The sequence below is a fragment of the Bacillus sp. 491mf genome (genome assembly GCF_900112415.1).
Classification (GTDB): Bacteria; Bacillota; Bacilli; order Bacillales; family Bacillaceae_G; genus Bacillus_A.
Genome location: NZ_FOLV01000009.1, coordinates 71880 through 92988 on the forward strand (window position 1 = coordinate 71880; position 21109 = coordinate 92988).

Annotated in this window: 29 protein-coding genes, 1 riboswitch and 1 other annotated feature; of the genes, 15 read left to right on the forward strand and 14 right to left on the reverse strand. The window is 34.5% G+C overall.

The window, feature by feature from the left end; translation table 11 throughout:
- Positions 1–11 precede the first annotated feature (11 nt).
- Entirely contained in the window at positions 12–533 is a 522-nt protein-coding gene (locus tag BM211_RS11150) for a CGNR zinc finger domain-containing protein (protein ID WP_035437029.1), read from the forward strand.
- Positions 534–571: 38 nt separating this feature from the next.
- Here the strand turns inward: BM211_RS11150 and BM211_RS26440 are convergent, their stop codons facing one another.
- From BM211_RS26440 to BM211_RS11165, 3 genes are all read right to left on the reverse strand, one after another.
- Positions 572–715, reverse strand: a complete 144-nt coding sequence (locus BM211_RS26440) for a hypothetical protein (protein ID WP_090997202.1) — start codon at positions 713–715, stop codon at positions 572–574.
- 97 nt (positions 716–812) lie between these two features.
- A riboswitch (cyclic di-AMP (ydaO/yuaA leader) is annotated at positions 813–954 on the reverse strand.
- A 36-nt stretch (positions 955–990) separates the two neighbouring features.
- Complete coding sequence (locus BM211_RS11160; protein ID WP_090997205.1) at positions 991–1443, reverse strand: GNAT family N-acetyltransferase; 453 nt, start codon at positions 1441–1443, stop codon at positions 991–993.
- A gap of 64 nt (positions 1444–1507) precedes the next feature.
- A complete protein-coding gene (locus BM211_RS11165; RefSeq protein ID WP_090997208.1) occupies positions 1508–2662 on the reverse strand; it encodes a 1-deoxy-D-xylulose-5-phosphate reductoisomerase in 1155 nt (384 codons plus the stop codon).
- Positions 2663–2798: 136 nt separating this feature from the next.
- Positions 2799–3012: a binding site (T-box leader), on the forward strand.
- Positions 3013–3053: 41 nt separating this feature from the next.
- Here BM211_RS11165 and BM211_RS11170 point away from each other — a divergent pair.
- Positions 3054–4040, forward strand: a complete 987-nt coding sequence (locus BM211_RS11170) for a tryptophan--tRNA ligase (RefSeq protein WP_090997211.1) — start codon at positions 3054–3056, stop codon at positions 4038–4040.
- A 788-nt stretch (positions 4041–4828) separates the two neighbouring features.
- Here the strand turns inward: BM211_RS11170 and BM211_RS11180 are convergent.
- Positions 4829–5119, reverse strand: a complete 291-nt coding sequence (locus tag BM211_RS11180; RefSeq protein ID WP_090997217.1) for a hypothetical protein — start codon at positions 5117–5119, stop codon at positions 4829–4831.
- A 126-nt stretch (positions 5120–5245) separates the two neighbouring features.
- On the opposite strand from BM211_RS11180, the gene BM211_RS27085 reads away from it, so the two are divergent.
- Both BM211_RS27085 and BM211_RS11185 read left to right on the forward strand, forming a co-directional pair.
- Entirely contained in the window at positions 5246–5368 is a 123-nt protein-coding gene (locus tag BM211_RS27085; RefSeq protein WP_256217073.1) for a hypothetical protein, read from the forward strand.
- Positions 5369–5482: 114 nt separating this feature from the next.
- Complete coding sequence (locus tag BM211_RS11185) at positions 5483–5890, forward strand: hypothetical protein (RefSeq protein WP_090997220.1); 408 nt, start codon at positions 5483–5485, stop codon at positions 5888–5890.
- A gap of 48 nt (positions 5891–5938) precedes the next feature.
- Here BM211_RS11185 and BM211_RS11190 read toward each other — a convergent pair whose 3' ends face one another.
- From BM211_RS11190 to BM211_RS11205, 4 genes are all read right to left on the reverse strand, one after another.
- Positions 5939–6142, reverse strand: coding sequence for a bacteriocin immunity protein (locus BM211_RS11190; RefSeq protein ID WP_090997325.1), 204 nt, complete (start codon positions 6140–6142; stop codon positions 5939–5941).
- A 23-nt stretch (positions 6143–6165) separates the two neighbouring features.
- The gene (locus tag BM211_RS11195; RefSeq protein WP_090997223.1) at positions 6166–6618 is read right to left on the reverse strand and encodes a YrhA family protein; all 453 of its coding nucleotides are present in this window, start codon (positions 6616–6618) and stop codon (positions 6166–6168) included.
- 25 nt (positions 6619–6643) lie between these two features.
- Complete coding sequence (locus tag BM211_RS26445) at positions 6644–7174, reverse strand: HNH endonuclease family protein (RefSeq protein WP_177206920.1); 531 nt, start codon at positions 7172–7174, stop codon at positions 6644–6646.
- Positions 7175–7276: 102 nt separating this feature from the next.
- Positions 7277–7903: a WXG100 family type VII secretion target gene (locus tag BM211_RS11205; RefSeq protein ID WP_218160798.1), complete on the reverse strand. Its 627-nt coding sequence runs from the start codon at positions 7901–7903 to the stop codon at positions 7277–7279.
- A 115-nt stretch (positions 7904–8018) separates the two neighbouring features.
- Here BM211_RS11205 and BM211_RS11210 point away from each other — a divergent pair, with 115 nt between their 5' ends.
- Positions 8019–8333, forward strand: a complete 315-nt coding sequence (locus tag BM211_RS11210; RefSeq protein ID WP_090997225.1) for a hypothetical protein — start codon at positions 8019–8021, stop codon at positions 8331–8333.
- A gap of 117 nt (positions 8334–8450) precedes the next feature.
- Here BM211_RS11210 and BM211_RS11215 read toward each other — a convergent pair whose 3' ends face one another.
- Positions 8451–8753, reverse strand: a complete 303-nt coding sequence (locus tag BM211_RS11215; protein ID WP_090997228.1) for a hypothetical protein — start codon at positions 8751–8753, stop codon at positions 8451–8453.
- A gap of 67 nt (positions 8754–8820) precedes the next feature.
- On the opposite strand from BM211_RS11215, the gene BM211_RS11220 reads away from it, so the two are divergent.
- Positions 8821–9000 (forward strand): hypothetical protein, encoded by a 180-nt coding sequence (locus tag BM211_RS11220; RefSeq protein WP_090997231.1) that lies wholly within the window; start codon positions 8821–8823, stop codon positions 8998–9000.
- A 181-nt stretch (positions 9001–9181) separates the two neighbouring features.
- On the opposite strand, the gene BM211_RS11225 is transcribed toward BM211_RS11220, so the two are convergent.
- Positions 9182–9664, reverse strand: a complete 483-nt coding sequence (locus BM211_RS11225; RefSeq protein ID WP_090997233.1) for an NUDIX hydrolase — start codon at positions 9662–9664, stop codon at positions 9182–9184.
- A gap of 285 nt (positions 9665–9949) precedes the next feature.
- Positions 9950–10789, reverse strand: coding sequence for a DUF2785 domain-containing protein (locus BM211_RS11230; RefSeq protein WP_035436470.1), 840 nt, complete (start codon positions 10787–10789; stop codon positions 9950–9952).
- Positions 10790–10952: 163 nt separating this feature from the next.
- Here BM211_RS11230 and BM211_RS11235 point away from each other — a divergent pair, with 163 nt between their 5' ends.
- The 7 genes from BM211_RS11235 (at position 10953) to BM211_RS11265 (ending at position 17464) form a co-directional block, all read left to right on the forward strand.
- Positions 10953–11705: a GNAT family N-acetyltransferase gene (locus tag BM211_RS11235; RefSeq protein WP_090997236.1), complete on the forward strand. Its 753-nt coding sequence runs from the start codon at positions 10953–10955 to the stop codon at positions 11703–11705.
- Between the two features lie 49 nt (positions 11706–11754).
- Positions 11755–12600 (forward strand): hypothetical protein, encoded by an 846-nt coding sequence (locus tag BM211_RS11240; RefSeq protein ID WP_090997239.1) that lies wholly within the window; start codon positions 11755–11757, stop codon positions 12598–12600.
- Positions 12601–12708: 108 nt separating this feature from the next.
- Complete coding sequence (locus tag BM211_RS11245; protein WP_141771626.1) at positions 12709–13725, forward strand: tyrosine-protein phosphatase; 1017 nt, start codon at positions 12709–12711, stop codon at positions 13723–13725.
- Between the two features lie 169 nt (positions 13726–13894).
- On the forward strand, positions 13895–14089 hold the full coding sequence (locus BM211_RS11250) for a hypothetical protein (RefSeq protein WP_035436464.1): 195 nt from the start codon (positions 13895–13897) through the stop codon (positions 14087–14089).
- A 182-nt stretch (positions 14090–14271) separates the two neighbouring features.
- A complete protein-coding gene (locus BM211_RS11255) occupies positions 14272–14997 on the forward strand; it encodes an ABC transporter ATP-binding protein (protein WP_035436461.1) in 726 nt (241 codons plus the stop codon).
- Positions 14990–16645 (forward strand): putative ABC transporter permease subunit, encoded by a 1656-nt coding sequence (locus BM211_RS11260; RefSeq protein WP_035436459.1) that lies wholly within the window; start codon positions 14990–14992, stop codon positions 16643–16645. The genes BM211_RS11255 and BM211_RS11260 overlap by 8 nt, the downstream gene beginning before the upstream one ends.
- A 222-nt stretch (positions 16646–16867) precedes the next feature.
- Positions 16868–17464, forward strand: a complete 597-nt coding sequence (locus BM211_RS11265) for a hypothetical protein (protein WP_035436456.1) — start codon at positions 16868–16870, stop codon at positions 17462–17464.
- Between the two features lie 111 nt (positions 17465–17575).
- Here the strand turns inward: BM211_RS11265 and BM211_RS11270 are convergent, their stop codons facing one another.
- Positions 17576–18874 (reverse strand): histidine--tRNA ligase, encoded by a 1299-nt coding sequence (locus BM211_RS11270; protein WP_090997245.1) that lies wholly within the window; start codon positions 18872–18874, stop codon positions 17576–17578.
- Between the two features lie 221 nt (positions 18875–19095).
- Between BM211_RS11270 and BM211_RS11275 the strand changes: the two genes are divergently transcribed.
- Positions 19096–19338, forward strand: a complete 243-nt coding sequence (locus tag BM211_RS11275; RefSeq protein ID WP_035436454.1) for a hypothetical protein — start codon at positions 19096–19098, stop codon at positions 19336–19338.
- Between the two features lie 34 nt (positions 19339–19372).
- Here the strand turns inward: BM211_RS11275 and ybaK are convergent, their stop codons facing one another.
- Complete coding sequence (gene ybaK / locus BM211_RS11280) at positions 19373–19846, reverse strand: Cys-tRNA(Pro) deacylase (protein WP_035436452.1); 474 nt, start codon at positions 19844–19846, stop codon at positions 19373–19375.
- Positions 19847–19968: 122 nt separating this feature from the next.
- Here ybaK and rraA point away from each other — a divergent pair, with 122 nt between their 5' ends.
- Positions 19969–20448, forward strand: a complete 480-nt coding sequence (rraA, locus tag BM211_RS11285; RefSeq protein ID WP_035436449.1) for a ribonuclease E activity regulator RraA — start codon at positions 19969–19971, stop codon at positions 20446–20448.
- Positions 20449–20772: 324 nt separating this feature from the next.
- Here rraA and BM211_RS11290 read toward each other — a convergent pair whose 3' ends face one another.
- Positions 20773–20964 (reverse strand): hypothetical protein, encoded by a 192-nt coding sequence (locus tag BM211_RS11290; protein ID WP_035436446.1) that lies wholly within the window; start codon positions 20962–20964, stop codon positions 20773–20775.
- Between the last annotated feature and the right edge of the window lie 145 nt (positions 20965–21109).

Here is a 21109-nt window from a genome sequence, read left to right on the forward strand (position 1 = left end):
CTGCACCAGAGATGTTAGAAAGTATAAGGTCACTTTTAAATACATGGCGAATACCAAATGAGACGAGAGAACCAGTTGATTTTTTTGAATCAGAAGAAGATATACATCAGTTTATGATTGAACAGTGGAATGAAAAACTCCCTTTTGGTTCAGTGAATGAAGTGAAAAATTTCCGGGATACGATTCGTGAGGCAGTGGAACAACAAAAGCCATTAAAGCCATTGTTTGAAAAATATCCATTGCAAGTAATGACGATGGATGAAGCTGACATCATTACATATCGAGCAATTGGTGAGGAAAATTTATATACGTTTTCATTGCGAATTATAATCTCTGCGATTACAAACAAACAGTGGGAAAGATTGAAAGCTTGTCCAGATTGTAAATGGGTATTTTACGATCAATCTCGTAACGGTAGTAAACGTTGGTGCGGTATGTATGCAGAAGGAGAAGGGGGACGAGCTTGCGGGACAATCGCAAAAGTAAAAAGGCACCGAGCGAAGAGAAAAGCAAGTTCAAGTTATATAAAATAGTAGAAGCCTTGCAGTTATGCAAGGCTTCTGTTATTTTCTCAATTTTTGGACTGAACAATATGCTGCATAACATATTTATGTTGAATGCAACTTGCTGTTTTGGCTGTATAATACGGACGTTGTTGTTCTAATTTTACTCTTTGCTCCATTGTTTTCTTGTCATGGTCGGATATACGTAACATGAAAATCATCTCCTTTTATCTAACAATATAATTGAATTACATAAAAAACATATTGTTAGAGTTAAGGAGGAATGCTTGGTAGCATAAGTAAAAAGCACCTTCCTCTCTCAATGCGCTTACGAGGTTAGCTGTCGGACTCGGAATGTGAGAGTATCCCTACTAATAAGATTCGCCCCAAGTGGCATATGCCACAGAAGTGGTTTCCCCGCTCCGAAATTTGGATTCAGCAAAAGGTTATATAAATAAAATTAACATATTTATCCAAGTTAATCAATCTATTTTAGCTTTGTTAATTGTACAAGAACGAGACCGTCTGGTAATGGAATTTCTTTTGTTTCTATAAAATTATACTTCTTATATAAAGAAATCGCAGGCGCGTTTTTCTTACCAGTTTGTACTATATAGTTTGTCGTTTCTTCATGTAGTTGAAATAGGTGTTGCAGTAGTGCGGTTGCGATTCCTCTATGAAAATACGTAGGAGAAACAACGAGGCGATGAATATCAACGACATCATCCTCATTTAAAAATGAAATAAATCCAGCTAACGTATCATCAATGAAGTATCCGTAAAAGACTTCATTGCAATTTTGAATATCAGTAATTGTGTCATATAATCGTGGAATTGAATTGTTTTCAAGGTACTGTGCTTCAATTTTATATGCGGGAATTTGAACTTCTAAAATTTTAGTAGCTTCTTCAATAGAAGAAGGAGATAATTTTCGAATCATATAAAGGTCTCCTTTTATGAAAAGAGTGAGAATATAAGATTCTCACTCTTTCGTATCATTATTTTTACATCTTCACCAGTAATTCATTGGCATATCGGCGTGCCCATTGATCTGCTGCTAATACTTCTTCTAATGAAGGAGTCGCAATATTATGATGAGCTTCTAATGCAGAATAGATCGTTTTTTCAATGTCAAAAAATGAAATTTTATCTTGTAAATATAAAGCATTCGCAATTTCATTTGCAGCATTTAATACAGCCGGAGTTGTCCCTCCAATTTTCCCGGATTCATAAGCATAGTGAAGGCAAGGGAATTTCTCTAAGTCAGGTTTTTCAAAATGCAAGCTGCCAACTTCTAATAAATTTAATTTTTTAAAAGAAGATGTTAAACGCGATGGATAGTGGAATGCATATTGAATCGGCATACGCATATCAGATGCCCCAAGCTGAGCCATAATAGAGCCATCTACAAACTCTACAAGAGAGTGAATAATGCTCTCTTTATGAATCATAACATCGATTTTTTCATAGGGAACGTCAAATAGCCAATGTGCTTCCATTACTTCAAATCCTTTATTTAGTAATGTTGCACAGTCAATTGTTAATTTTGCTCCCATTAACCAGTTCGGATGTTTTAGCGCGTCTTTCGCTTTGAGAAGTTTCATTTCTTCTCGTGTTTTATCTCTAAATGCACCGCCAGACGCTGTTACAATTAACTTTTCAATTTCTTTATTATTTTCACCATTTAAGCATTGGAAAATGGCAGAATGTTCACTATCTACAGGAATAAGGCGACAATCATTTTTCTTTGCTAATTCTGTAACAATATGACCTGCTGCCACTAATGTTTCTTTATTCGCAATCGCAATGTCTTTTTTCGCTTTTAAGGCTTCGATTGTTGGAAGCAGTCCTGCTACACCAACGACGGAAGTTAAGACAAGATTACTATCGGAGTGCGTAGCAACTTCAATCAAGCCATCTTCTCCGTATACAACTTTTGTTTGAGTAGAAATTCGTGAGCGCAGTGTATCTGCTAATTCTTTCGTACTCACGCTTACAATACGTGGTTGAAATGTTTGGATTTGTTGTTCCAACATTTCAATATTTTCATTTGCAGTTAAACCGATAATTTGAAAATGTTCTGGGTGAGCAGCGACTACATCTAGAGCAGATGTCCCAATTGAACCAGTTGATCCTAGAATTGAAATGTATTTTACCATAATAAATCCTCCATAGTTGAATGAATCTTTTCCGTGAACTTATATGTAATTAGATAAAAAAAGGAAAATTCCTGCTTAATAAGACAGAAAGTTCCCTTTTATCTAAAAAACTGTGGTATAATAAGGGGAAATTAAAGAAAAAGCGATGAAAGAGAAGAGTACATATTTGGAACTTCGCAGAGAACTGATGGTTGGTGGGAATCAGTAAGGGGAAAATATGGAATGGGCTCTGGAGCTGCAAGCCGAATTGAGTAGGATTTGACGGTTGTTTCGACGTTATTCGAATCATAAAGAGAACTATGAATTTGTAGTTAATAAAGGTGGTACCGCGGGAGTCCCTCGTCCTTTTTAGGATTGAGGGGCTTTTTTATATGTAAAAGGAGGGGTAGTTGTGAATAAAAAGGTTATGTTAACAGGAATTAAACCGACTGGACATCCGCATCTTGGAAATTATATTGGAGCAATTAAACCAGCATTACAGCTTTCTAAACAAAGAAAAGGGGAAGCGTTATATTTTATTGCCGATTATCATGCATTAAATGCTGTACAAGATCCAAGTAAGTTTCGTGAGTATACGAAGGAAGTAGCAGCGACATGGTTATCATTAGGTTTGGATGAGCATGTAATCTTTTATCGTCAATCAGATGTACCAGAAATCTTAGAATTATACTGGATTTTAGCTTGCCTTACTCCGAAAGGCTTAATGAACCGTGCTCATGCTTACAAAGCAAAAGTTGATCAAAATATAGAAGCAGGAGTAGATGTAGATACTGGTGTAAACATGGGATTATATACGTATCCTATTTTAATGGCAGCTGATATTTTATTATTTCAATCAAATTATGTTCCAGTTGGAAAAGATCAAATTCAGCATGTAGAAATTGCGCGAGATATTGCTTCATATTTTAACAACACATTTGGGGAAATCTTTACATTGCCCGAGTACATCATTCAAGAAGAAGGTGCAATTGTACCAGGCCTTGATGGACGAAAAATGAGTAAAAGCTATGGAAATGTCATTCCATTATTTGAAGAACAAGAAAAGCTGAAAAAACTGATTTTCAAAATTAAAACAGATTCTTCCTTACCAAGTGAACCGAAGGAACTTGAAACATTATTTATGTTGTATAAAGAATTTGCGACAACTGAGGAAATCGCAAAAATGAAAGAAAAATACGCAACAGGCATCGGCTGGGGTGATGTAAAAAAAGAACTATTTCATGTCATCAATCGTGAGTTAGAAGAGCCGAGGAAGAAATATAAAATGTATATGGATAAACCGCACTTACTTCAAGAAGCAATGGAAAAAGGGGTAGAGCGGGCAAGGGAAATTGCTAAGGGGAATTTAGCGGAAATAAAAAAACGGATTGGGTGTTAAGGTGAAAACCACCCAATGGATTTATTTCACTTAGGTGTGGAGGGCGTTTATGACCTGCACAAAAGTGAGCATTATAGGTTAAAACAAAAGGGAAAAATATGGAATGGACTCTGGAGCTGTAAGCTGAATTGAGTAGGCTTTGACGGTTGTTTCGACGTTATTCAGATCATAAAGAGAGCTATGAAATTGTAGCTAATAAAGGTAGTACCACGGGAGTCCCTCGTCCTTTTTAGGATTGAGGGGCTTTTTTATATGTAAAAGGAGGAATAGTTGCGAATAAAAAAGTTATGTTACCAGGAATTGAACCAACTGGACATCCGCATCTTGGAAACTATATTGGAGCAATTAAAAAGGAAACATAATTTTTTGTTGATTAACTCAGGAATGCTTAAAAAAGAAGTCCCGGGGTATACGGGACTTCTACGGGTAATGTGTCAAGTAATGGCGCACTCGACTAAGTAAAATTAACATGAATGTTCAAAAAAATAATATTGGTAAATGTGTCCAATTTAAAGATGCGTATTTGCGCTAAAAAAGAGGTCTCGTTAATATACGAGACCTAAAATGTAATACTGACATGTAAAAACTTATGCTATGCAACTTTAACATGATTTTTCGAGAAATAACATTAGTAAATATAGCTAATTTGTTTTGAAAAAAGAGCAGATAGCCTTCGCTATCTGCTCAGCCTCAAGGGAAGTGGAGACTAAGGTATCTACAGTGTTAACGGAACATGGAGGTTTATTCAAATGAAACAGAATTAGTATATGTAAAAATTGTAAGATGAATTAGATAAAAAATAACATAATTGTAGCATAGCAAGATAAAACTGAGATGATAGAAAACATGTTTTTGAGTTTTCGGCGCTCCTTTTCATCTTCGGTAGCAAAAGAAATATATTTTTTTATTCCAGATGTTAATATCAAAATACCAAATATTAATCCTAATACACCAACAAAAAGCTGAAGAATTGGGAATGTAGTGGCATCCGAGACAAGTGAAAATAAAGTTTTAATTGATAAATAACACAATGTTGTTAAAAGAGAAGCATATATGATAGCGATAATCCATTTATTCATTTTCCGTCCTCCTTTTAGGGGATGGTAAATTTATGTAATTAAAAATATTATATCATGGTTTACCTTTGGTTGTATGCATGATTAAAAGTCAACAAAATAATCCTTTTATAGAATGGAGATTTAAGTATGGGAAAGAGTCAACGAGATAAAGGTACAAGACGTGAACGTGAATTTGCTAGTTTGATAGGAGGGGCTCGTATGCTACTCTCTGGTGCACTAAATGGGTATTCTAATGACGTGAAGGATTAGAGATCTTAAATGGGAAGTAAAGGCGAGAAAAGACGGGTTCAAGACATTATACAATTGGTCGGAAGATGAACGGGAGCAACCAGATGCATTAGCAATTAAGGCGGATAGAAAACCGTGGTTGGTGGTTTTGCCATTGGATACATTTTTGAAGCTGGTGAAGTAGGAATAGTTATGTTAGATATTGACCTACCTGTTCTTAATAGAGAAGAAACGAAGAAGAATGTGCTTCAAGCTTTGAAAAAATATTGTTTGTTTTTATCAAATATAGATGAACAGATTATTGAGCGTGTTTATGAAGGAGAAACGGACGGAATAAGAGGAAAAATCATTAAACGAGTTTCTTATATTATGGATATCCGAAAAGGTGCAAGTGCTGGAGATGCTGTTGTTGAGCAGATTAATAATGCTGGAGCATATGACGTACACTATCGCTATGGAAAGTGGATTTTTGTAAATGGTGGAGGATTAAAAGAAGGCGGTTGGATGTATTTTGCTGAATCTTATGTAAATTGGCTTAGATAATGAAGAGAACCGCTCGTTTTTAGATGGGCGGCTTGTTCTTTATATATTTTATTTTTCTTCTCTGTAGTTCAACGCAATCTCTACTATTTCTTTGGGTGTTAAGTTTCTAAAATTCAAAAAAATCAAGTCACTTGGAGATGGGTGAGGCACACCACTATTATTAAATTGATATACATATTCATTAAGTTCTTCTTCGGGTAATTTAGGATTGCAAATCTTTGTTACAAGTTCAATAAGTTCCTCTTTCGTCATTTTGTTCAATTTAATGCGCCATACTAAAGAAGGGTTATTTTTAATGCTTCCTCAAGCATTGTATTGCAATCATTATATGTATTCATTATTGTACCAGATGGTTTATCAAGCTCTAAATAAGTACCATCAGATAAGTTTTTACAAAACCATGCTATATTTGAATCTCCAAGGAAAAGATACTCTTTTTGAAATTCATTTTCATACCAAATTTCATTCGTTTCTATAAGTCCGCAAATTTGTTCATCTCTTTCTGTTTCTAGTAAAGAAGAGTCGATCCCATAAAATACCAGTCCGTCGAAATCTAAACCATTTACAGTTTTAAGAAACTCTTCGTATTCACTTGGTAGATCAACATTAAATTTCTCTTTCACATGTTCTCTTAATCTCAGAACTTCAGTATCTGTTGCAGGTGTATTCAGCTTATAATTAACGCTTTTTAGTATAGTTTCAATTTCTGAAATAAAGTTTTTCCACATATAAAAAACCTCTTTCTAAGTTTATTTATTCCCCTTTAGGATAGATGTTGTGTTTTGGGATAGGCCAGCTTATGTCTACACTATCTCCAGGTTGTAAACCTTTAGTTAATGTACGTTGTGTATTAGTTATAGCTTTATGATATGGGTGGTTTTGTATTAAAGTCAAATTTTCAAAGTCGTTTGTTCCTCCATCGTCTAAAGGTAAATTATGATGTACTTGCCATCCTATTGGAGGCTTTCCTATTTTCATCAATTCTATATCTGCATCTGATATTCCAGCATTCTTGAGTTCAGCAAGCTTAACAGGGTCATTTACTAAAGATTTAAGAAACTCTTTCCTTACACTGCTATCAAATTTTCTCCGAAGAACTTCAAATTCTTCTTTAGTCCTCTTAGAATAATTGATATCCTCAACTTTGACATCCTTAAGAGTTACATCTTTACCATATAATTTACCAATAAAAACATCTTCATCTACGGTACTTTTAGTATATTGGTAAGGTAGCTTCTTGATAAGCATTACCAAGGCTATATTCCAAGGAACCTCCACCTGCATAAGCTGTTTCTAAACGACTTCCTAACTGAAACTCAGACATGGATGACAAATTCCCCCCCATCTCGCGCCATTACCTACAGCACCGGCACCCCTTGTGACAAGTCAAAAGAACGCTAAATTAGTTGCTCCGTATGCTACTGATTCTGTGATACTTTCTGCATCTACATATTCTATGTTCTTTATATACCAATCTGATAAAACATTTCGTATAGCGTACATCTCTTGGACTTCCTCGTCCCACTCATGTTTTAATGTTCCAATAGGATCATTCCACAGGTTTTTCACAAATTGGTATGTATCTTTAACTTCTTCTTTTGTGTCATCAACCAAGTGTCCGAAAAAGTCTGATGTTTGGTTCCATGCTTTTTTAAGTGGATCAAAAATAGTGTCTTCTGCTGCTCTTGTACCTCCTCGCTGAAAGGCGTCCCACAGCTTACCCATCTGATTAAAATCACCAAACGCTTTCTCATCCGCTTCATGGAATGTTTTTGCAGCTTTCTTTAATTCAAGTTCAGTACGATGTAAATGTTTGACTAAATCGTCCATACTCTTCTTTTTTGAGAAAAATTCATCAAAAAATCGTTTGTGTGCCATACCTTCCCAAGATATCTGTAATTCGAACGTGACTTGTAAAAGTTCTCGAATTATTTTTTCCATAGTTTCTCTATTTCGCGATATAGAATCTGCAGCTTCTTCCAGTTTATCCGGATCAACTCGTACTTGCCCCAATTGCTTTTCCCCACCTTTCTGTTTTATGTATAAAATTGTCAATAAAAGCATAGCGGATTTTATGAATAAATTAACCGTAATTTTACATAAAATAACAATAAAGGGGGTGGTTTTAGTGGAATTGACAGTAATCGATGAACAAAAGATAACATCGTATTTAGTACAAGTATCTCAGCTAAATAAAAATTTCTTGTTTCACATTCGGGAAATTGATAACAACATAGATATTAATTTTATTGATGAAAATAATAATTCTTTAACACCTGTTCCTGTTGAACTATTTCTTAGTAAACTTCTGAGCGAGGAAGATAAAGTGAATTTTAGAAAGGTATATAGAAACATGTCAGGATTGATATTATTAGAACCATTGACACGTGAGGAATCAATTTATGTAAAAGAAATGAAAAAAAGAAGAGGTTGCTGTATTTAGGTACTTAGAAGATACTTTTTCACGAGATTTAATGAATAAAGTAAAAAGCCCTCTCATATGAGAAGAGCTTTTGTGTATAAGATAAAATACATTTAACTCTACCTTTTTTGATGAATGTTAAATTGAAGTTTCTTCTTTACGAGCTGCGTCCATCATAATAAAGATAGCCGATAAAATGTGCATAATCATCCCGACAAATGGAATCCAAGCAATACAAGATGTTACAATTCCTAAAATATTACCGTTAGCGTTCATACCACTCTGTTTAGCTAATACTAAAGTAATGATATGTAATGCTAACATGAAGAGAAGAGGTAGCCAAAATAAAGAAACAATAATTGCTCCACCTAGTACAGGTATTCCTAATAGGGCCTCCAAACCACCACTTACCCATTTTAGTATTTTTACAGTGTCTTTCAAAATATGTCCTCCTTAACATGAATCTATTACGTTATTCAGTATAACAAATAAGCCATGGGGTTTTAAGGTGTTATTTTCTAATAATAGAAAGAAGTTTACTATATGGCAATTTATAATTAAAAGTATAGGCACATTCGGCGAAATTTTTATATTGCCAGAATATATCATTCGAGAAGAAGGAGCAGAGCGGGTAAGGGGAATTGCTAAGGTGAATTTAGCGGAAATAAAAAAACGGATTGGGTGTTAATGTGAAAAAGCTGACCCAAAAGGCACATAAGTGCCTTTTGAAGCCAGTCCTTTTCTCCGTTATCGACCGTTCTTTGCAATATATCGGCGCTTCGACACGATATAAAGATCTTTCAGTGATATTCGACATAATAGTGGTTGATTCGCTGAGCTGAATCATACCGAAAAGTGAAAGAGGTTAACTAAAAAGTGGGATTTTTAGTCAGCTTCTTATCTATATTGTTCATTAAAAACGTATCTAAAACTAATTTATGCACTGATCCAATATTTGTAGGTAGATCATGAATAGGAAAGAATCGTAAATCTTTTGATTCAGCGTCATCGATGCGTAATGTTCCTTCAAAATCACGACAAATGTATGTAATGAGAACACCGTGTACTTGATCTCCATTTGGATACACATTGAAAAATTCTTTCCCAGAAAAGTTTTGAAATGCTTCTAACTGTTTCACGATTAAACCTGTTTCTTCATAGACTTCACGTTTAGCGGCTTCTTCTAAAGTTTCACCACATTCAAGCGCACCGCCAATAATGCCCCAGAAATTGTAATCACTGCGAAGTTGAAGAAGTACTTCATTATTTTTGTTTAAAATAATTACATGTGAACCTACTAAAATGAGTGGTCGATTTCCAACTAGGCTGCGCATTTCTTCGATATATCCCATATAACACCTATCCTTTATTTATAATACATACGTACCAATTGTAAGTATGTTTTTGTATATAACTCTATTTTGATTTTTCGACATATAAGTCACTGCTATACGGAAGACAACATGATTAATACTTGCTTTCTCCCTTTGTATGTAAACCACGCATGTAGCAGAAAAAGGCCCTGACCGCTTCTGTGCACGGCCAGATGCTCTTGTCCTTCCAAAAAGAAAGAAGTTTTTTTCGTTTTTTAAATTTGAATAAATGTAGTTGCGATATTTATGTTTTCCCACTATAAATTAATAGAACGATGGTAGTTTATTTAACATCGCTTCTGCTTGTGATGCTAAATAACTAAACTGCATATTATGTATAGTTCTAAAGTATAAACTGCGTAGGAAGGTTTTAATATTTGTACATAAACTACAAAACTCATTGACTAGAAGTCTTGTTTTGTATTGCGGTAGCAAGTTTAGTTTGACATGAATAATCTCAAATAGCTGATTTTGCGGGAATCCTTTTGATATCATGGAAAGAAGAGGGGTAATAATACGCTCATCTTCATCAAAATGATACACAATAGAATAAACGAATATTTTATTTAAAAGACAATGTGCTAGTTCTTCGTAACATTGTTGTAGCAGTTTTGAATTTTGAATAAGGGCATCGAAAGCATCTGCTGCATGAGCAACACTATGCGCCCAGCCGTGAGGATCTACATATCCCCTTAAATCAATTTCTTGGTTCATATAATCTACCAATTTTTCTTTTACGATCATAACCGTTTCTTGTGTTAAAAAATTTGTTTTATTATCTGCACATAATATTAATGCAATTAATAACGTTGTGAAAGAACGTGTAAACACGCTATCATCGATATTAGATATGATGCCGCAATATAAGTATTGTTCTTCTAAAGTTAGCGTAAGTAATTTTTCTAACTGAGCTGTATCGAAATAATCACCTGAAATAAAGTAAGAAAAGGTAGAGTAAATCAATTGATCACGTAAATAGCTGTCTAACGTACCAATATGCTCTAGCATATGTAAACTCAATTGATTTAAATCGGTATTTTGAGGCAATAAATATCCGTTTTTTTGAATCGTTTCTAATAATTGCTGCAGCATAATGGTATTCAATGATGTTCCTCCTCATTGTAATATTATCGATACGATCCCTTTTCTTAACTGAAGATTGCTGTTATAAACATCAAATTTCTAGTATTCTACATTTTCATAAAAACTCCTGCTCATGAAATAAAAAACATGTTATTTAAAAAAATATACAGAAAGAGGTTAAAGAATGAATCAATTTGTTAATTTGGAACGAGATTTTAAGATATTAGTAGGAGAGCCACATTATATTACAATTGAAGAAAATAATACAGTTTCCTTTACAATGGAACAAGTGTTAGAGGTTGTGCAATATTGGATAGAAACAGCAACAGATAAAGGAGTTTTCCATTTACATTTTGTTGTTTCATCCAAAAGTCCAAATTATACACATTATGAAGAAGTGTTTCAGCGTTTACAATTTCAGTATCAGAAAAGTTGTGTTACGGTGCTGAAAGATTTATCTGATGTTACAGATGTGGAAGTTCCGTTTACGCTGAAAACGATCGATGAAGTAGGAGAAGGCACGTTTAAAACAATTTGGCTGGAATCTATGCGGGATTCTATACATACGAAAGAAACATTATCTATAGACCAATTATTATATGCTTTTCAAACAGAAATTGGCGGCAGATGGAATGAACATTGTTTAGTTGCTGTTCAAGGAGAAGATCCAGTAGGTGTTATATTGCCGCATATAGAGCCAGGTACGGTAGAAGAAGGAAGATTGTTTTATCTTGGTGTTGTTCCGAATATGCGTGGTAAACGATACGGGGCAATGCTTCATGAGAAAGCATTGTACATCTTAAAAGAAATTGGTGCCTCATATTATATAGGGAGTACTGACGAAATGAACGATGCTATGAAACAAGTTTTTTTTAACAATAACTGTATACAGTTAGGGGAAATAGAGAAATTCACAAGAGTGATTAGAAAAGGATAAATGAAGATCTCTCTTGAAGTCTTGAAGAAATAAATGAAGGGGGAATTGGATGTTAAAGCAATCATTTAAAAGAATCATTCCGTTATATCCAGAAACTTTATTTCCAGACTGGCATGTAGAACATATTTCGCAGCGGCAGGAGAGTGAAAAGTGGGAAACGCTTTGGTTTCAGGTGATTACTCCTACGGGAATATTTCGAGTGAAACAGTTTTTTCTAGACTTTATGGAACCAACTTTTCCAGACAGTTGTCTGTATCACGCGCAGGGGGAGTGTTTTCAATATAATACACTTATCTATTGGCGCGGTATCAATTATAAAGGGTGCGATAGTTACGTCACTTCTAAGTGGAAAACACAAATCGAAATTTCTATTGATGATGGATTTATCAAGCAGCATGAGATACAAGAATTTTTATATGGATTGCAGCCGTTTGAATTAGAGAATGCAAAACAACAAATGAAATTACCATTTCATCAACTAAGTTTTCATGCTCAAATAGAAAAGGGTGGAGGCGAAATCAGTCGTTGCTCTATATGGTGTACTCCTGAAGAAAAGAAATTCGTATCATTACCGCTTTTAGTCCCTCATTCATGGGAATTAGAGTCTGTTGGTTTTGGTGATAATGAAACACAATATGTATATTGGGATGCAAGAGAGCAGTTATATACATTATGGGCATGCCGGCATATCAATTATAGCTATTATCCTGTATCTTCATGGATAAGAAATTATAGCTCCCCGCAAAAGATTGGAAATTGTGAATACTACGTGCATCCGCAAAGAGGTACAGTTGTATATCAAGATCTTGGGAATGAACAAATTGCATATGTCTTTCGAGGAATCCCATGTACATCTTTTACAGATATAGAAAAAATGTTTTCTCCGTATTTATAAATTGATTACAAAATGTCATGAAATATGTAAGACGCGTTACAATATGTGGTATAGAATAGGGGGAGAGAAACAATAGAGAAAGTGATAGGTGAAAGAATGGAAACGAACATGAAACAAACAGGTTTAGATGTAAAAGTAGAGCGAGAAAATAATAGCACTTTATCTATAAAATGGGGTAGTGTAGAAGAATCAGTGCATGTATATTGGAGTGCATCTCCTGAGGCTATTGAAGAAAATGGACAATTATTAACGATTGTAACAGACGCTTCTGCGGTTACAATTGAAGATCCAAATCCTGCAATGCGTGTCTATTTTCGATTGGTTACGAATAAAGGAGATCGTATTACAGTAGCAGAGCGCCGCCTATCACTGCAAGGTGCGTTTAACTTTCGTGATTTAGGCGGGTATGAAACAAAAGATGGACGTGTAGTCAAATGGGGGAAATTGTACCGTTCTGAAGAATTAGCAAGATTAACAGAAGAAGATATTTGTTATATACATAATTTGGGCTTAAAAACTATCTGCGATTATCGTACAAATTTCGAAGTGCAACATAAACCAAACCCAAAGATACAAGATGTTTGTCAAGTTTCCTTGCCAGTTATGCAAGATTTAGCGAAAGATTTAAATATTAATGAATTCTTCCGTTTAGGAGATTTATCAATGCTTGGCAAGCCGGGAGAATATTTAGTGAAGATGAACCGAGATTTTGTAACTAGTAATGGAGCATTTGTGACATTTTTAGAGCTGATCCAAGATGCTAACAACTTACCGCTTTTAAACCATTGTACAGCAGGAAAGGATCGAACCGGCTTTGCATCTGCTTTATTATTATTGTTATTAGGTGTACCAGAAGAGACAGTAATGCAGGATTATTTACTAAGTAATGGATTTCGTGAACAGTTGAATGAAAAAATGATGGCATTTTTAGGAGCGCAGCTTCAAGATGAAGCAAGCATAGAAATTTTAAGTGCAATGTTTGAAGCGAGGGCTGAATATTTACAAGCGGCATTTGATGAAATTCATAATGTATATGGTTCATTGGATCAATATGCTGAAAAAGGAATTGGACTTACGAAAGAACAGTTAGATGCTTTGCGTAATTTATTGCTAGAAGAAAAATAAGATAATAGATAGAGGTTTTAAAAGTCATAAGGTTACTTTTAAAACCTCTATCTTTTTTATTTTCTTTATTTTACAATTAATTTGAAAATTGTTGAAATAATTACAAAGATATCCACGTTATAAATAGTATAAATAACGTAAAATTTGAAATGAAGGGAGAGATGGGGAAATGTTAGCATGGATATTAGGGGTATTCATCATAGTAGCAGTGACAGTTATGTTGACGATTATGGTAGGGAAAAATGAAGAAGAGAATTATGGAACTTCAACGAAAGGAAATATTACAAGACTTTCAATTATATATCTACTTTTAGGAGTTGTTTTAGCGGTTGGAGTAGCTTCTTATATATATTTTTATGGATAAGGGCGAACATAGATAGTAGAAAAAAGGTGAGGCTTCCAGAAGTGGGGGTCTTGCTGTTCGTTTATTCGGGAAAAGATAAGGTGTGTGCTGTTTGATAATTCTAAAATATTCTAAAGCATAGAAACGTATTATGTTATAATCAAAATGTAATTGTTGGAAAAAACGAGAAGGGCTGGATATGAATGATTGAAATTGTTAATGTATCAAAGAGTTATAATGGTAGTAAATTTGCAGTGAAAGATTTGAACTTAACAGTGCCAAATGGAGAGATTTTTGGATTTTTAGGCCCAAATGGTGCAGGGAAATCAACGACAATTAAGATGATCACAGGTATTCATTCTCTTGATAGTGGGACAATTTCGGTAAATGGAAAAGACATTGCGAAAGAGCCGCTTGAAGCGAAAAGGTTATTTGGTTATGTTCCTGACAGTCCTGATATGTTTTTACGCTTAAAGGGGATTGAATATTTAAATTTTATGGCGGATATGTATGATGTTCCGAAAGACGTGCGCCAAGAAAAAATCCGAACGCTAGCAGAACGTTTTAGTTTGTACGAGGCATTGTCTGATCAAATTCAAAGTTATTCACATGGAATGCGTCAAAAAATTATTATTATTGGAGTTCTTTTGCATGATCCAGATGTCTGGATTTTAGACGAGCCAATGACTGGATTAGATCCAAAATCGGCATTTATATTAAAACAAATGATGCGTGAGCACGCAGATAAAGGGAAAACGGTGTTCTTTTCAACGCATGTGTTAGAAGTTGCTGAAAAATTATGTGATCAAGTTGCCATCATTAATAAAGGGACACTTCAATTTCAAGGGAATTTAGCAGAAATACGAGAGCACTTTGAATCTAATGAATCTCTAGAAAAAATGTTCTTGGAGATGACAGAAAATGAATAAAATTTGGATGTTAACAAAAATATTATTAAAAATGAACTATGCTGATATGTTAACTGATAAGAAGAAGCGTGTTGTATCTTTACTTTCATTATTGGGTCTTTTGTTTGTTGGATTTTTATTTATAGGTCCACTTGCAAATGGAATGTATGTTGTATTAAAACAATTTAATCAGGAAAATTTATTGCTTGGCATGGGATTAGCGGTTGGTAGTATCTGGGTGTTTTTGTTAAGTATTACGACGATTTTAACAGTTTTTTATTATAGCGATGACGTTGAAATGTTATTACCATTACCACTTAAGCCAGCGCACATTATTACGGCGAAGTTTATTACTGTTTTAATTACACAATATGTGATGACTTCGTTTGTTTTATTTCCAGTCTTTATTGTGTATGGATTACAAAGTGGTGCATTTATTACATACTATGTTTATTTTTTAATCGTTTACTTATTTTTCCCAATTATTCCGTTAGTTCTTGCTTCGCTTCTTATGACACTCATTATGCGTTATACAAATATCGCAAAAGATAAAGATCGAAGTAATATGCTAATGGGGTTATTTACTTTATTACTAATTGTCGGTATTAATATATTTATACAATGGAAAAATAGAAATGCTGCTTCTGGGCAATCAGCAGCAGATTTTCTTACAAATAATCAGTCTTCATTTCTAGTAGAAATGACAAACTATTTTCCGACAACCTATTTTGGGGTAATGGCGTTAACAGAAAGTGCTTCGTGGAAAGGAAGTCTATTTTTACTTCTTTTCGCTGCGATTTCGTTAGCATTTTATGGTTTGTTTTTCTATGTTGCAGGTCGTACATATTTAAAAGGGGTTATTGGCATTTCAAATAGCACTGCGAAAAAAGAAGTGATTTCTTCTGAGAATTTTAATAAAGCTACTGTGCAAAATTCACATTGGAAAGCATATGTGAAAAAAGAATTTCGTATTTTGTTTCGCACGCCACAATTTTTCCTTAATTGTATTGTGCAAACTTTTGTAATGCCAATTATGTTTTTCTTTATTATTTTTGTACAAGACGGGAACTTAGCTTGGTTAAATAAATTTATAAAAGATAGTGAAACAACAGGTCTTGCGCTTGGTCTTGCTTTTTGTGCAGGTATGTTTTTAATGGGATCCAATGTTATTGCGACAACCTCTTTCTCGAGGGAAGGTCGTACTTGGTTTATCAATCGTTATTTACCAGTTAAAGCAGAAGGTGTTTTCTTTGCAAAAGTATTTACTGCTTGGCTCATTAATACGACTATTTTAGCGGTCTTTGGTATTGTGCTGATTATTGTAGGCGGTGTGTCACCAATGTTTACATTGCTTTGGTTCTTGCTTTGCGCAAATGGACTATGGTTAAACAATTTAATTGGCACACGGTGGGATGCACAAACAGCTGATATTCATTGGGATTCCGAACAAAAAATGTTTAAAGGTCGTTATACTACGCTTTGGAACTTTTTTGCGAATATACTGTTAGTCGGCATTACTGTAGGCGGAGTATGTGCGTTATATTTCTCATTAGGACTTGGAATGTGGGGGATGTTTTTAAGTATCCTCGTTGTTTTCACAATTGTAAATGTAATTGTGTCGCGTAGCTTGCAGCTTGGTGCTGAACGTATTCTAGCAAATATTAAATAAATCGTAAATCCTCTGTGACAATACAGAGGATTTATTTTATATTGCTATAGGAAAATGGCAACAAGTATGGGATCGAAGCAGCGTGTCTGACGGGATAGGTTATTGATTCGACTGAAGGATTTTATTGAGAAAATTTTATTTGTTATAAATAATAAAAAGGGATTTTTGGGAGTATATAGAAACTTATTTGGGAGGTGAAAATGTAATTTTAGGAGGCTTATTATGAAATTGAAAAAAATATCTATTGCTTCATTTGCGATTGGAGCGATGCTCTCCATTACAGCTTGCGGGACCTCAACAGAAAAAGATCAAGCAACTCAAACTAAAAAGGAACAAACAAACAATCAAGAAGAAGCGAAAACAACAAGTGCAGATCAAACAACTACGGGTAAAAACGAAGAAAAAGATTCAAAAACAACAAGTGCAGATGGGAAAGCTGAAACAAAATCAACGAATGCAGATCAAACAAAAAATGAGAAAACCGGAACAACTGAAACAAAACCAACAAACGGAAAGCAAAATGCTACTGTGAAGAGTGGGGTAAAGGAAGTTGTACAGTTAATAGACGAAGTGGACAAGCAATTGAAAGCGAATCCAAAACAAGAAGCTGTAAATAAACTTGGCAAGCAACTTACTGATAAATGGGATGTAGTTGAGAAAGAAGTGGAAACAAAGCATGCAACCGATTATAAAACAATTGAGCAAAATTTATATCCACTCATTGTTGAAATGGGAAAACAAAAACAAGACTTAAAGAAGCTAAAGTCATTAACGACGAAAACTAAGCAAGATTTAAATCAATTTTTGAATAAGCTTTAATAAAAAATGAATGCAAAATTAAATCTTATCTTATATATAGCCTATGTAATAGAAGGAGAAACGTAGAAGCAGTATACGTTTCTCCTTTTATAATTAGTTAGATCGATTCAATTAACGACGTATATATTGTTTGAAAGTTCCATTTTCAATAGAAGCAAGAGGAATCGTTTGTTCTGTTCCTTCCTTCATATTTCGTAAAACAGCTACATCGTTATTTATCTCTTCTTCACCGATAATAAGTACATACGGAATGTTTTCTTTATTTGCATAGTTAAGGGCTCGCTTTAGTTTACGATTTGCCAGTTCAAGTTCTATCTTTAAACTTTCGTTTGTTCGCAATGTGTGAGCAATTTTTAGACAATTTTCCTGTGTTCCAAGCGGAATAATAAAGATATCGATAGAAGGGGAGACTCGTTCTTTTTGGACAAGAGCGGTATAGATGACATCTAAACCGAACGAGATTCCAACTGTTGGATAAGATTTATTATCATTTCGAAGTGCACCGATAATGTAATCATAGCGCCCCCCACTACCTATGCTAGAAGTAATACTGCCATCTGCTAAAAAAATTTCATAAATCGTTCCAGTATACATTGTGAGTCCTCTTGCAAGAAAAGGAGAGAACGTTGTATTACGTTGAATGCCAAGTGCCACCAAGTATTGCCTAAGTTCTTGAAGTTCAGTAACTCCTTCTTTAACAAGAGAATTTGGGAACATTTTATCAAATTCAGAAAGTGGCATAGACATACATGTTTCTAACGTCTTACATAACATATCAATCGTTTCACTTTGTATTTCTCGATTCATTAAATCATTTCTTACACCGTCAATACCGATTTTCTCAAGTTTATCTACAGATAAAATAACATCTTGTAACTGTGATTCAGGGATTTGAATTGCTTGTAACAACCCTGTTAATAGTTTTCGATTATTATATTGAATGGTTACGTCTAAGTTTAATTTGTTAAAAATGTCAAGAGCCATTACCATTAATTCTGCTTCTGCTAAGATAGATTCAGCGCCAACAATATCGACATCACACTGTACAAACTCTCGAACTCTTCCTGGTTTAATTGGGCCATTACGAAATACTTTCCCAATTTCATAACGTTTAAAAGGGAGACGAATTTCTGGATTCATTGCGACGACTTTTGCAAAGGGAATGGTTAAATCATAACGCAATGCAAGTTCACGATTCCCTTGATCTTGAAGCGTGTACATCTCCTTTAAAATTTCAGATCCTCCCCCGTATTTATAAGCCATCAAATCATACATGTTCAAAATAGGTGTTTCTAGCGGTTTGCAGCCATAGGCCTCAAATATTTCTTCACAAGTCCGTTTAATTGTATTGCGCAGCATTTGTTCTTCTGGTAAATAGTCTTTTGTCCCTTTTACATTTTGCAAGTTCATATTTATCACTCCTTTTTAAAATAAAAAAAGCTATGCAGGTATGAAAATACCCACATAGCTTTATAATCGCTTCGTGGGTAAACAGGAATAGCCCTGTACCCACGAAGAAAAAATTTCTTCGGATACAAGGCTTTATGTATGATGATGAAGTTGGAAAGAACAATCTATTCTAAACATAAGCAATCTCTCCTATAGATTTTTAAGTAGTATACTACGAATTATTGGAATTATCAATTTTTATTCCATGCCTTATTAGTTTAGGGGGAAATGAATTAATTCCGATCTTATTAAAGGAATTTGCAAAAACGGAAGCACCAAAAGGATTTATATTTTCAATAATCCCTCCATTTCTTATTGTTATTTCTGTTTCTATTAGTATAATTATTGCGATTTTTTCCGGACTAAGGCCGGCAATAAAAGCAACGAATATTAATGTGTTATCAGCAATTCGCCGAGAAATGTAAACAAAACCTGTCTCATCTATTGAGACAGGTTTTGTTATGAAGTAATGGAAGTAGGTGTTGCGTTACTAATTTTGATTAGGTCGGCGCCGTTCATAAAAATTTGTAATCCTCTTTTTCCAGCACTAATGCTAATTGGGTCTAAATTTGCAGCAGATTCGTCAATAAAGAGTGGATAAATTTTTTTCATGCCAAGTGGTGAAACACCGCCGCGTATGTATCCTGTTAATCCAAGTATTTCTTTCATTGCAACCATTTCAACTTTTTTATTTTTACTTGCAGATGCTAACGCTTTTAAATTAAGCTCTTTATGCGAAGGGATACAAGCCATAATTACCCCGGTTTTATCGCCGCGAAGGACGAGTGTTTTAAAGACCTGTTCTAATTGCAAATGAACTTGCTCAGCGACATGTTTTGCATCTAAGTTTTCTTCATCCCATTCATATTCGTGAACTGTATATGCAATTTTGTGCTTATCTAAAAAACGACAAGCATTTGTTTTACTACTCATGTTACACACTTCCTTTTTTATTTCTTCTTTATTAGTATACAAAATTTCGCCAATTAAGACAGGGAAAAGAAGAAAGGACAAGAATATGTAACATAAATCGTGAAAAGGAAAGAGGGAACATGATGTGGAGAACAACTGATCTTTATGATGCGAATGAAACAGAAGTACAAGTATGTAAGCCATTACTTCAATCGTATGGAAAGAAGAAGCAGTTTCATGGGAAAATCGAGACAGTAAAGGTTAAAGATGATAACGTACTCGTAAAAATGGCGCTAGAGATGGTACCAGAGGGAACGGTATTAGTTGTAGATGGAGAAGGTTCAACAAATTGTGCATTACTTGGTGATAACTTAGCAAACATAGCAAGGCAGCGGAATTTAGCAGGCATAATTATTTATGGATGCGTTCGTGATTGTGCGGAGCTTCGGAATATCGAACTTGGCATTTTAGCGATTGCAACGATGCCAAAGCGAAGTGTGAAAGAAGGGAAGGGAGAAACAAATATTCCAGTGTCTTTTGGCGGAGTTTCATGGATTCCAGGAAATTATGTTTATGTTGACGAAGATGGTGTAATTGTATGTAAAACAGAAATTCATCAGTAGGAAATAATATAAGAAAGCAACAGAAGTGCTAAATGTGTTTATGCGGCACCCAATGCAGTTTTTATGCGAAATTTCACTTACGTATATAGTGAATAAAGTTTTCTTGTAAGGCATAAATATATACAGTAGGATCGCGACTTACATATTCGTTTGCCTTTTGAGACACCTCTTATTTTTATTATAAGAAGTGTCTTTTTTATTTATATAAATTCATTTTGAGGTGTAGAATTTGAAAATATGGAGGTATAAGGTTTATCATATCTGGCGAGAAGCCCCCCACCTCAAGCGCGCAAAGTGCAGAAGTGCACGGTAGGTGGAGGGAGTTCAATCTTGAGATAAAACTTCAGCTGTACTATCACATTGAAGCAGTGCATGTTGAACAGCTTGTAAAGATTGTTCAATGCGTTGACGATTATCTGATTTCTCAACTGTTTGTAAGGCATTTTGTAAACAATTCTTTGCTTCGTGTAATGCTTGACAAGAATCTTGAACGTGACCACGTGCATTTTTTTGCATGACTGTGCCTCCTTTGGTCTTTTACATTTTTAGTATGAACAAAATGGAATAAAATATCAGCGCACTTCAAAAAACAAATCCTGATTATTATGATGAGAATTGCCTTTTTTGGCTGTGTTCATTATAGTAAAAGATAAAGTGAATA